7 protein-coding genes are annotated in these 12069 nt (G+C 73.2%); 2 read left to right on the forward strand and 5 right to left on the reverse strand.

Annotation, left to right across the window (positions count from 1 at the left end):
• Window positions 1–55: 55 nt before the first annotated feature.
• The 3 genes from MWU57_RS08955 to MWU57_RS08965 are packed head-to-tail and all read right to left on the reverse strand — an operon-like array spanning window position 56 to window position 3101.
• Window positions 56–733: a lactate utilization protein C gene (locus MWU57_RS08955; protein WP_246908837.1), complete on the reverse strand. Its 678-nt coding sequence runs from the start codon at window positions 731–733 to the stop codon at window positions 56–58.
• A complete protein-coding gene (locus MWU57_RS08960) occupies window positions 730–2289 on the reverse strand; it encodes a LutB/LldF family L-lactate oxidation iron-sulfur protein (RefSeq protein ID WP_246908838.1) in 1560 nt (519 codons plus the stop codon). The genes MWU57_RS08955 and MWU57_RS08960 overlap by 4 nt, the downstream gene beginning before the upstream one ends.
• Window positions 2286–3101, reverse strand: a complete 816-nt coding sequence (locus MWU57_RS08965; protein WP_106264851.1) for a (Fe-S)-binding protein — start codon at window positions 3099–3101, stop codon at window positions 2286–2288. The genes MWU57_RS08960 and MWU57_RS08965 overlap by 4 nt, the downstream gene beginning before the upstream one ends.
• Before the next feature lie 106 nt (window positions 3102–3207).
• On the opposite strand from MWU57_RS08965, the gene MWU57_RS08970 reads away from it, so the two are divergent.
• The gene (locus MWU57_RS08970) at window positions 3208–3945 is read left to right on the forward strand and encodes a FadR/GntR family transcriptional regulator (RefSeq protein WP_246908839.1); all 738 of its coding nucleotides are present in this window, start codon (window positions 3208–3210) and stop codon (window positions 3943–3945) included.
• Window positions 3946–3951: 6 nt separating this feature from the next.
• Here the strand turns inward: MWU57_RS08970 and MWU57_RS08975 are convergent, their stop codons facing one another.
• Together MWU57_RS08975 and MWU57_RS08980 are read right to left on the reverse strand one after the other, a co-directional pair.
• Window positions 3952–5178, reverse strand: coding sequence for an AGE family epimerase/isomerase (locus tag MWU57_RS08975; RefSeq protein ID WP_246908840.1), 1227 nt, complete (start codon window positions 5176–5178; stop codon window positions 3952–3954).
• Window positions 5179–5277: 99 nt separating this feature from the next.
• Window positions 5278–6297 (reverse strand): LacI family DNA-binding transcriptional regulator, encoded by a 1020-nt coding sequence (locus tag MWU57_RS08980; protein WP_246908841.1) that lies wholly within the window; start codon window positions 6295–6297, stop codon window positions 5278–5280.
• Between the two features lie 306 nt (window positions 6298–6603).
• Between MWU57_RS08980 and MWU57_RS18070 the strand changes: the two genes are divergently transcribed.
• Window positions 6604–12021, forward strand: coding sequence for a fibronectin type III domain-containing protein (locus MWU57_RS18070; RefSeq protein ID WP_308221163.1), 5418 nt, complete (start codon window positions 6604–6606; stop codon window positions 12019–12021).
• The last annotated feature ends 48 nt before the right edge of the window (window positions 12022–12069 follow it).

The raw sequence follows: 12069 nt of genomic DNA on the forward strand, positions 1-12069 counted from the left end.
CGAACGGCCGGGCGGCGTGTCGTGCACCCACAGCGTTTCGGGTGGTGAGGGTGGATCAGGCGACGAGCAGCACGTGCAGCGTCCGCGGGCCGTGCACGCCCTCGACCCGGTCCAGCTCGATGTCGCTCGTGGCGCTCGGTCCCGAGATCCACGTCTGCGGTCGCTCGGCATGCGGGGCCAGGATCCGCACCGCCTCGGGGATCGTCTCGACCACCTGGTCGGCCCGCACCACGCAGACGTGCACGTCCGGCACCAGCGAGATCGCGCGGCGCCCCTGGTCGGGCTCGCCGTCCAGCACGATGGTCCCCGTCTCCGAGCACGCCACCCGCGCGGCGGTCAGCACCGCGCCGGTCGCGTCCAGGTCGAGCGCGCTCAGGGGCGCGTCGGGAGCGTCCCGACGGACGACGACGTCGCGCGGCAGGTCACCGAGCCACGCCTCGTCGAGCCCGGGCGGCACGACGACGGAACCCGCCTCGGCAAGCGTCTCGGCGACCACGGCGGGCAGGTCGTCCGCCGCCACCCGCCGCACGTGGGCCCGGTAGTCGACCAGCCGGTCGACGAGCTGCTCCAGCACCTCGGCCGAGCCGGCCCCGTGGACGCCCGCCGCGCGGTAGGCCCGGGGCACCTCCACGGGCGCGGGCGCCGTGCCGACCTTCCCGGCCGCCGTCGTGCCCACGCCGGAGCCGCCGAGGGCGGCGCGCACCCGGTGCAGCACGTCCTCGCGCGCGCTCATCGCTCGCCCCCGTCCTGCTCGTGCTCGGCCATCCACTGCCGGAACGTCTCGGTCGGGGGAGCCGGCAGGTCCCGCTCCCGGGTCCAGGCGGACACCGGCGGCGGGGCCTTCGAGATCACCCCGTCCCGGCCGCCCAGGCCGTGGCCGAGCGTGGCCGCGCGGCCCGCGAGCCCGAACCGGCCGCCGTCGGACATCACCCACGAGGCGGCCTTCATGGCGGCCTTCCACGGGTCGACCTTGTGCTTGCCGCGGTCGGCGTCGACCTCGCGGGCGCGCAGGTCCACCAGGATCGACGGGATGTCGATCTTGACCGGGCACACGTCGTAGCAGGCGCCGCACAGTGTGGACGCGTAGGGGAGCGAGGCGTTGACGTCGTCGGCGCCGGAGACGCCGCCCGTCGACGCCGTGAGCTGTGGCGTGAGGATCGCCCCGATCGGGCCGGGGTAGACCGACCCGTAGGCGTGCCCGCCGACCCGCTCGTAGACGGGGCACACGTTGAGGCAGGCCGAGCAGCGGATGCAGTGCAGCGCGGCGCGCCCGACGGAGTCGGCGAGCACGTCGGTGCGGCCGTTGTCGAGGAGCACCAGGTGGAACTCCTGCGGGCCGTCGCCGGGCGTGACGCCCGTCCACAACGAGGTGTAGGGGTTCATGCGCTCGCCGGTGGACGATCGCGGCAGGAGCTGCAGGAACACCTCGAGGTCGGTGTACGTGGGGATGAGCTTCTCGATGCCCATCACCGTCACGAGCGTCTCGGGGAGCGTCAGGCACATGCGCCCGTTGCCCTCGGACTCCACGACGGCCAGCGTCCCGGTGTCCGCGACGCCGAAGTTCGCGCCGGACACCGCGACCTTCGCCGAGAGGAACTTGCGGCGCAGGTGCGCCCGGGCGGCCATGGCGAGCTCGCGGGGGACGTCGGACAGGTCCGGGGGAGCGTCGCCCATGCGGGCCAGGAAGATGTCCCGGATCTCGGCGCGGTTGCGGTGGATCGCGGGCACGAGGATGTGGGACGGCATGTCGTCGGCGAGCTGCACGATCAGCTCCGCCAGGTCCGTCTCGATCGCGGCGATGCCCTCGTCCGCCAGGTGCTCGTTGAGCCCGATCTCCTGGGTGGCCATCGACTTGACCTTGACGACCTCGTCGGCGCCCCGGGCCCGCGCGATCTCGGTGACGATGCGGTTGGCCTCGGCCGCGTCCCGCGCCCAGTGCACGACGCCGCCGCGTGCGGTGACGTTCTCCTCGAGCTGGGCCAACAGGTCCGGCAGCTGCGCCATGACCTGCTCCTTGACCGCGGAGCCGGTGTCGCGCAGGGCCTCCCAGTCGGGAACCTCGTCGACGACGGCGGCCCGCTTGGCGCGGATCGTCGCGGTCGCGTGGCCGAGGTTGCGCCGCAGCTGCTCGTTCTTCAGGGTGTGCTTCGCCGCGGCCGGGAAGGACTCGCCCCAGCGCAACGGCTCGTCCGGGTGGGGGACGGCGCCCCACGGCTCGGTCGGGTCACCGCCCTCGGGCGAGGTCGCCTCGCGACGCCGCAGGCCGGGAAGGCCGAGGAACGTGCTCATCGGGCCACCTCCGTCCGGCGGTCGGCGGGCTGTCGGGCGGCTCGCGCGGGAGGTAGCTCCGTCGGCTCCTCACGCGTCGAGGCGAGGATCTCCGCGAGGTGCAGCGTGCCGACACCGGCGCGCTGGCGGGAGAGCCCGCCGCCGATGTGCATCAGGCAGGAGTAGTCGCCGGCGGTGAGGACCTCGGCCTCGGTGGCGCGGACGTTCGCCGTCTTGTCGGCGAGCATCGCGCCGGAGGTGTCGGCGTTCTTCAGCGCGAACGTGCCGCCGAACCCGCAGCACGACTCGGCGCCCGGGAGCTCGACCAGGTCGATGCCCGCCACGGCGCGCAGCAGCCGCAGGGGCTTGTCGCCGACCCGCAGCATCCGCAGCGAGTGGCACGTCGGGTGGTAGGTCACGCGGTGCGGGAACCAGGCACCGACGTCGGTGAGCCCCAGGACGTCCACCAGGAGCTCGGACAGCTCGTAGGTCCGGGCGCTGACGGCCTCGGCCGTGGTGGCGAGGTCGTCCAGCCCGGCACGGCGGCAGACCATGGCCTGCTGGTGCCGGATGGACCCCGTGCACGACCCGGAGGGGACGACGACGGCGTCCCACTCGCCGTCGGCCACCGGGGCGAAGGTCTCGACGTGGTTGCGCACGACCGGCACGGCCTCGTCGAAGTAACCGGTGTTGACGTGCATCTGGCCGCAGCACGCCTGGCCGCGGGGGAAGACGACGTCGTGCCCGAGGCGTTCGAGCAGGCGGACGGTGGCGCGTGGCGCGCCGGGGAACATGGTGTCCGCGATGCAGGTCGCGGCGAGGGCGATGCGCACGTCCGACTCCTTCGGCGGGGCTGCGGGGAACTGGTCCGGGGTGTGGTCCGACCACTGTAGCCCACCGGTGCGGGTGTGGTCAGACCACGTTGGCTAGGATCGGGACGTGCGCACCCACGAGAAGGTCCTCGCCCGGATCGAGTCGGACCTGGCCGCGGGCCGCTGGGCCCTCGGGGAGCGGCTGCCCGCCGAGCGTGCGCTCGCCGAGGACCTGGGCGTCTCGCGGCCCTCCGTCCGGGAGGCCTTCCGCATCCTCGAGGCCATGGGCATCATCCGCACCGCCGTGGGGTCCGGGCCCGACGCCGGGGCCACCGTCATCGACCGGCCCGCGGCCGGGCTCGGCGCCGCCGTCCGGCTGCACGTCGCCTCGGGCACGCTGCCCGTGCACGACGTCGTGGCGACGCGCGTGGCGCTGGAGACCTGGGCGGTGCGGGAGGCGGCGCACGCCCCGCGCCCCGAGGGCGCCGCCGCACCGGACGCGGGGCCGGACGCGGGGCCGGACCCCGCGGCCGAGGCCGACCGGCTCGTGCGCGAGATGTCGGCACCCGGGCTCGCGGTCGACGCGTTCGTCCGGCTCGACCAGGACTTCCACCTCGCCGTCGCGCGACGAGCGGGCAACCAGCTCGTCGAGGCGATCCTCACCGGGCTGCGCAGCGCCGTCCACGACTACGTGGCCCGGGGGATCGACGGGTTGCCCTCGTGGCCGGACACCGCGCGGCGGCTGTGCGCCGAGCACCGGGAGATCCTGGACGCCGTGACCGCCGGCGACGCGGACCGCGCGGAGCGGGCGACCCGCGAGCACATCGTGGGGTTCTACCGCGAGGCCGGGCTGGCCGCGGGCTGAGCGCCGTCAGATCGTGCCCGGACCCGCTCGTCGCGCCGACTCGGCGAGGGAGCCCGTCAACGGAAGGTCCGGGATGAGCAGCGCCTGGACCGCGTGGTAGATGTCCGGCTTGCCCGCCCAGACCTCACCGGCGGGCTCGTCGGAGGTGTCGAGCTCGTGGTGCCACGAGCCGCGCTCGGGGTCGACGAACCGCTCGCGGATCAGCGCCCACCAGGCCGCCGCCTGCTCGGCGTACCGGGACGCCCCGGTGACGACGGCGAGCACCTCCGCCACGGCCACGGCCTCGGCGGCCACCCAGTGGAAGCGACGCCGCTCGACGGGGCTGCCGGTCCAGTCGACGGTGTAGACGAACCCGGTGCCGTCGAAGCCGTCGGCCAGCGCCCGGTCGAAGAGCTGCACGGCCGTGTCCGTGTGGCGTCCCACCTGCTCGGCGGCGACGTCGAGCTGCAGCATCAGGCGTGCCCACTCGAAGCCGTGCCCGGGCGTGGAGCCGTACGGCTTGAACTGGTCGTGCGGGCGGTCGGCGTTGAACTCGAGGTCCGGCGTCCAGTCCACCGAGAAGTGCTCGGGGATCCGCCACCCGTTGCTCGCCGCCCAGGACGCGGTCCGGTCCACGACCTGGGCCGCCCGGTCGCGCCACCGGGCCTCGCCGGTCGCGTCCGCGGCCGCCAGGAGGGCCTCGACGCCGTGCATGTTCGCGTTGATGCCGCGATAGGGCGACAGGGTGGTCCAGGCGCGGTCCCACTCGTCGGCGAGCAGACCGGCCCCGGGTTCCCAGAAGCGTTCGTCGAGCACGCCGAGCGCCTCGTCGAGCAGCGTGCCCGCACCTGCCCGGCCGGCCTGGGACGCCGACGCCGCGGCCAGCACGACGAACGCGTGGGCGTAGGCCGCCTTGGTGCCGTCGACGGCGTCACCCGGGCCGCGCGCGGCGAACCAGCCGCCGTGCTCGTCGTCGTGCAGGGCGCCGGTGAGACCGGCGAGGGCACGGTCGGCGCGCTCGCCGCAGCCGGGGACCCCGAGCAGGTCGCCCAGGGCGAAGGTGTGGGCCATGCGCGACGTGATCCAGGTGTGCACGGGCTGGCCGCGGTCGGGCCGGCCGTCGTCGTCCAGCCAGGCGGCACCGTCGGACCCGTCGACCGACGGTGCGCCGAAGGCCAGGAGCCGCCGGACCTCCTCGGCGCGCCAGCGCGCGGTCTCGGGTGCGCTCGTGGTGCGTGCCTCGTCGTGGGCCATCTGGAGTCCTTTCCCCGGGGCGTGCGGATCCCCTCGATCGTGCGCTCTGACAGCGGTGTCATACCGAGTGGTGAGAGTCTCATGCTGGATGACCGGGGTTCAAGCGCCGCTGCGGTGCTCGCCGGAGCCCCGGGCGACGAGCCGGGTGGCGACCGTCCGCAGCCGTGCCGGCAGCGTCGGGTCCACCGTCCGCTCCAGGGCCAAGGACGCTGCCTGGCGCCCGATCTCGGCCATGTCGTAGGCCACCACCGTGACGCCCAGCAGATCGGCGAGCTCGAGGTCGTCGAACCCGACGAGCGCCGGGACGTCGCCCCCGGCCGCGCGCCGGGCGTGGAGCGCGCGGAGGGCGCCGGCGGTGATCCGGTTGTTCGAGGTCAGCAGGGCCGTGGGCGGGGCGGGGTCGTCGAGCAGCCCGGTCACGAGCCGCTGCGCCGCGGCCGCGTCGTGGGCGCCGTCGCGGATCCACCGGTCCGGGACGAGCAGGTCGTGCTCGGCCATCGCCCGGACGAAGGCGAGGCGGCGCTCGCGGGCCGTCCAGAGGTGCCCGTGGTCGGTCACCAGCCCGATCTGCCGGTGCCCGTGCGCCACGAGGTGGTCCACCGCCTGGCGCACGCCGCCGGCGTTGTCGATGACCACGGTGTCCGCGTCGATGCCGGCCGCCGGCCGGTCCACCAGGACGAGGGGCGGTCCGTGCCGCACCTCGTGGGCGAGGTAGCGGTGGTCGTCGCCGGTCGGCGCGACGACCAGCGCGGCGACCCGCCGCTCGAGGAGCGCCTCGGTGAGCCGGCGTTCCCGGGCCGGGTCCTCGTCCGAGCTGGCGGTGATGAGCTGGTGGCCGCTGCCCCGCAGCGCCCGCTCCATCCCGTCGGCGATCGAGGCGTAGAAGTGGTTGGCGATGTCAGCGGTCACGAAGCCCACCAGCGGTGCGCTCCCGCCGCGCGCCAGGTCGGCTGCGGCGGCGTTGCGGCGGAAGCCGAGATCGCGCGCGACGGAGCGGACCCGCTCGCGCGTGCGCGGCGCGACGTGGGGTTCGTCGTTCATGACCCGCGACGCCGTCTTGAGGCTCACCCCGGCCGCGCGGGCGACGGCGGCCAGCGTGGGGCGGTGGTCGGTCGCCATCCGGTCCTCCCTGACGTCGCCGCTCTCGGTGGGCCACGCTACCGCCTGTGCCGGGCGGTGCCCGGGCCCGGCCTGGACATCGGCCCGACGACCAGGCATCATGACGACGACGCGTGTTTGAATCCATTCATTAAATCCATACAACAAACCTCACCGACGAGGGGCGCGTCCCCGGCCCAGACCGGACTCAACGACGAGACGACGAGGTGAACCGTGCAGCAGCCAGACAGGCTTCCGCATGCCGGGCGTGAAAGCGCTTACCGGCACCGTACGACCACACCACCACCCACCCGTGCGCGATCCCTCGTGGCCGGCGCGGCCGCGGCAGCCCTCGTGCTGCCGTTCGCGCCCGGCGTCGCGGCGGCCGCCGAGGGCGACCCCGCCACCTGGTCCTTCGACTTCGGCACCCCCAGCGGCCCGGTCGCCGAGGGGTACCAGGGCGTCGACGAGTCGACGGCGTACTCCGAGGAGGCCGGGTTCGGCATCACCTCGGGCAGCCCCGCCTCCCGCGACCGGTCCACCGACGTGGACCCGATGACCGGCGACTTCGTGCTCGGTGACGCGTGGGAGTTCGCGGTCGACGTGCCGAACGGCACCTACGAGGTCGAGGTCTGGACCGGCGACACGCTCGCCGGCACCTCCAGCGTGCGCACCACCGTCGCCCCCGAGGGCGGCGAGGGCACGAACATCACCGCGGACGCCGAGCAGACGAGCAGCGGCACGCTGACGGCCGAGGTGGCCGACGGCCAGCTCAACCTCGGCATCACCGGCAAGGGCTACGGCTACGTCAACGGGCTCGTGATCACCGAGGTCCCGGACGACGGTTCCGGCGACGGCGGGGACGACGGCGGGGACGACGGTTCCGGCGACGGCGGGGACGACGGCGGGGACGACGGCGGCACCACCGGCGCCGCCGGTCCCGCGAACGTCCGCATCGCCCACGCCACCAGCGACGAGATCGTGGTGCGCTGGAACGAGGTCGCCGGGGCCACCGGGTACGTGCTGACGCGCAGCGACGCCGTCGACGGCGAGTACACCGAGATCGCCCGCACCGGGTCGCGCGACGTGTTCTTCGCCGACACCGACGTCGACACCTCCGCGGTGCACTACTACCGCGCGCTCGCCGTGACCGCCGAGGGCACCACCGAACCCTCCGCACCCGTGGTCAGCACCCTGGCCGCCGAGCCCACCTTCCCCGAGGACGGCACGCTGCAGATCGACCTCGGCTCGGGTGCCGTCGCCGACGGCGCGGTCGGGGTCGACGCCGACACCGCCTACACCGCCGAGAACCGTCTCGGGTTCGTCGACGCCTCCGTGGTGACCGCGACCGACAACGGCGGGGCGAACGCGTTGCGCGGCGACTTCGTCACGACCGACGGCGGCCAGCTCGTCGTCGACCTGCCGAACGGCGACTACACGGTCGACCTCGTCGCCGGGGACGCCGAGGGCGCCACCGACATCGCGATCACCGCCGAGCAGATGGCCAAGGTCCAGCAGACCGAGCGTGCCGCCGGCGAGTACCTCGAGATGCAGTTCGACATCGCGCTGGTGGACGGCCAGCTCAACCTGGACGTCACCGGCAGCGCTGCGAACCTCAACGCGCTGACCATCACCCGCGCGGACGCCCGTGAGGCGGGCGACCAGCCCACCGTGTTCGTCACCGGTGACTCCACCGTGCAGACCTACGACCCGTACTGGGCGCCGCAGGCCGGCTGGGGCCAGATGATCGAGCGGTACCTGTCCGACGACGTCGTGGTCGACAACCACGCCATCGGCGGCCGGTCCTCGAAGAACTTCATCAGCCAGGGCCGCCTCGACACCGTGCTCAAGCAGATCAAGCCGGGCGACTACCTCTACGTCCAGTTCGGGCACAACGACAACAGCTACGGCGTCGACGACCGCTGGGCCGCCCCCGGCGACTACTACTGGTACCTGCACACCTTCGTCGAGGGTGCCGTGCAGCGTGGCGCCCAGCCGATCATCGTCACGCCGGTCTCGCGCCGCTCGTTCGACGCGGACACGGGCCAGTTCAACGTGTCGTTCCCGGACTACGTCCAGGCCGCCACCGACGTCGCCGCCGCGACGGGTGCCCCGCTCGTCGACCTGTCGGCCTCGTCGCGGGCGTACCTGGACGAGATCGGTCCGGAGGCCGCCAAGAGCGTGTTCCTGCACGTCCCGGCCGGGGTCTACCCGAACCGCCCGGACGGCACGACGGACGACACGCACTTCCAGGAGTACGGCGCCATCCAGATGGCCCGCCTGGTCGCGCTCGACACCGCCGAGCTCGACGTCCCGCTCGCCGAGCAGGTCGTCGACGCCGAGCCGCCGGCCGACGTGCCCGCCGCCCCGGCCGGCGTCGTCGCCGGGAGCGTCTCCGCCTCCGGCGCCACGCTGACCTGGACCGAGGTCGAGGGCGCGGACATCTACAAGGTGTTCGCCAAGGCCTCGGCCGACGGCGACGAGGCCTACGAGCTCGTGACCACCTCCACGATCGGCGTCGCGGACGTCACCGGGCTGGAGGCCGGGACCTCCTACGACCTGCAGGTCGTGGCGGTCAACGGCGCGGGCGACTCCGCACCGTCGGCCACCGTGACGATCGAGACGAAGGCCCCGCTGTTCAAGTTCGACGTGCAGCTCGCGGGCAACGCGACCAAGGACGGCTACACGGCGTTCGACCAGAACACCCTGTACACCGAGGAGCTGGGCTACGGCTTCACCTCGGACGCCGGCCCGGGCGGTCGTGACCGCGGCACGGGCGACGGTGCGCTCGACGACCTGCAGCGTGACTTCCTGCTGCCGGGCTCGGGCAACCCGATGCGCTTCGACGTGCCGAACGGCACCTACGCGGTCGAGGTCGTCTGGGGCGACCTCATCGGCACCGCTCGCCTCGGCGTGACGATCGAGGGCACCGACTACGGCTCCTCGAACGCGGGGCGCGGCAGCACCTCGAGCAAGATCGTCCAGCCCGTGGTGGTCACGGACGGCACGATCGACGTGGTCGCCGAAGGCTGGTTGAACGGCCTGGAGATCACCGCGCTGCTCTACGCCCCGACCGAGCTCGTCGCGGGCGACGTGTCCATCGACGGGTCCGCCGTCGAGGTCCCGCTGAGCTGGCAGCCGGCCGAGGACGTGGCCGGCTACCGCGTGTACCGCCTCGCCGACGGCGCCGCCGAGCCGACCGCGCTCGGTGACGTCGAGGCCTCGGTGACCGAGTTCGTGGACACCACCGCGGACGTCGGCCTGCAGTACACGTACACCGTCGTCGCGCTGGACGACGCGGGCAACGAGTCGGTCGCCTCCAACGCCCTCGAGCTCACCACGGTGGACCCGGACGTCCCGACGGCCGCGGCGCCGTCGGGCCTCGCCGTGACCGACGTGGCCAAGAACGAGGTCTCCCTCACCTGGCAGGCCGTGGAGGACGCGCTGTTCTACCACGTGTACCGCGAGGACGAGGCGGGTGACCTGGTCCTGATCGACCGCGCCGCCGAGCCCGCGTATACCGACACCGACGTGCTCACGACCATCGGGTACACCTACGCCGTGGCGTCGGTGAACGCCGGTGGTGTCTCCGAGCTCTCGGGGACGGTCACCTCCGACGCCGTGACGAACCTGTCGCGCCAGGCGGAGCGGATCGGCCGGCAGCCGGTGGCGGCGCAGTCCGCCGACGGCGTCTACGTCGGCTGGCGGATGCTGGGCGACGACCCGGAGTCGATCGGGTTCCACGTGTACCGCGACGGCAGCCGGATCACGGACGAGCCGATCACCGGCTCGACGAACCTGGTCGACGCCGACGGGTCGGCGGACTCCACCTACCGGGTCGCGTCCGTCGTCGACGGCGTCGAGCGGTGGGCCACCGACGAGCTCTCCGTGTGGGACGCCCAGACCCTGGACATCCCGCTGAACAAGCCGGAGGACGCCTACACCAAGGACGGTCAGCCGTACACCTACTCCGCGAACGACGCCTCCGTGGCGGACCTCGACGGGGACGGGGAGTACGAGTACGTCGTCAAGTGGTACCCGTCCAACGCGCAGGACAACTCGCGCGGCGGCTACACGGGCAACACCTACCTGGACGCCTACGAGCTCGACGGCACCCAGCTGTGGCGCATCGACCTCGGGATCAACATCCGGTCCGGCGCCCACTACACGCAGTTCCAGGTGTTCGACTACGACGGGGACGGCAAGGCCGAGGTGGCGATGAAGACCGCCGACGGCACGACCGACGGTGCCGGCACCGTGATCGGCGACGCACGGGCCGACTTCCGGACCTCCGGCGGCTACGTGCTGTCCGGCCCGGAGTACCTCACGGTGTTCGACGGCGAGTCCGGAGTCGCGCTGGACACGATCGACTACGTGCCGCCGCGCGGCGACGTCGGCTCGTGGGGCGACACCTACGGCAACCGCGTGGACCGGTTCCTCGCCGGGACCGCCTACCTCGACGGCGAGCAGCCGTCGATGCTGTTCGCCCGGGGCTACTACACGCGCACCGTCGTCGCGGCCTTCGACTGGGACGGCACCGAGCTGTCGCAGCGGTGGGTGTTCGACTCCGACGTCGCGGGCGACGAGTACCGCGGGCAGGGGAACCACTCCCTGGCCGTGGCCGACGTCGACGGCGACCAGAAGGACGAGATCCTCTACGGGTCGATGACGCTCGACGACGACGGCACCGTGCTGTACAACACCGGGCTCGGGCACGGTGACGCCCAGCACGTGTCGGACTTCGACCCCTCGCGCGCGGGGCAGGAGGTGTTCTCGGCGCACGAGGACATCGGCCGCTCCGAGGGGCGGGGCGCCACGTTCCGCGACGCCGCGACGGGAGAGATCATCTGGTCGATCCCGGCCGAGGTCGACACGGGCCGTGCCGCCATGGGCGACATCGACCCGCGGTACGACGGCGCCGAGGGCTGGGCCGTCGGCGGCGACGCCGCGTGGGACTCCCCGGTGGGCCAGCTGATGTCCTCCTCGGGCGAGCTCATCGCGGAGAGCATCCCGGCGGCGAACTTCCTGACCTTCTGGGACGGGGACCTGCTGACGGAGATCGGCGACCACGACTGGGACGCCGACACCTCGACCGGGGTGCCGACGATCTCGAAGTGGGACTACGAGAACGCCGAGGAGGTCGAGATCTACCGCGCCGAGGGCACGCTGTCGAACAACAGCACCAAGGGCACGCCGGCGCTGCAGGCGGACCTCTTCGGTGACTGGCGCGAGGAGATCGTCACCCGTACCGAGGACTCGACCGCGCTGCGGATCGCGACCACCGTGATCCCGACCGAGCACCGCCTGCGGACGCTCATGTCGGACTCGCAGTACCGCGTGGCCGTGGCCTGGCAGAACACGGGCTACAACCAGCCGCCGCACACCTCGTACTTCATCGGCGAGGGCATGGAGACGCCGGACGCGCCGCGCCTGGCGTACACCACGGACGCGGAGGCGGGCGAGGTCGTGGTCGACGAGGCCCCGGCCCACGTCAAGCTCAAGGTCAAGAAGGCCGGGCCGGGTGCGGTGACGGCGACGGCGACGGTCAGGAAGGGCGGGCCGGCGACGTCGGCCACGCTGCGCGTCGACGGTGAGACCGTCGCGACGCGCGTGCTGCCCGACGGCGCCCGGACCGTGGAGGTCGTCGTCGACGGGCTCTCGCCCGGCAAGCACACCTTCGAGATGACCGTGGGCAACGCCCGTGGCGGTGCGACCAGCAAGGAGGTCACGGTCAAGGTCAAGTGACCGCCGAGGTAGTGCCTCGACCGCCGAGGTAGTGCCGTCTGACGGCCC

This window comes from Isoptericola sp. S6320L (assembly GCF_023015685.1).
Lineage (GTDB): Bacteria > Actinomycetota > Actinomycetes > Actinomycetales > Cellulomonadaceae > Isoptericola > Isoptericola halotolerans_A.

What these genes read in the sequence shown, in the direction of transcription:
- MWU57_RS08960 (WP_246908838.1), bottom strand. Translation starts at nt 2,289, where the DNA reads ATGAGCACGTTCCTCGGCCTTCCCGGCCTGCGGCGTCGCGAGGCGACC.
- MWU57_RS08955 (WP_246908837.1), bottom strand. Translation starts at nt 733, where the DNA reads ATGAGCGCGCGCGAGGACGTGCTGCACCGGGTGCGCGCCGCCCTCGGC.
- MWU57_RS08980 (WP_246908841.1), bottom strand. Translation starts at nt 6,297, where the DNA reads ATGGCGACCGACCACCGCCCCACGCTGGCCGCCGTCGCCCGCGCGGCC.
- MWU57_RS08975 (WP_246908840.1), bottom strand. Translation starts at nt 5,178, where the DNA reads ATGGCCCACGACGAGGCACGCACCACGAGCGCACCCGAGACCGCGCGC.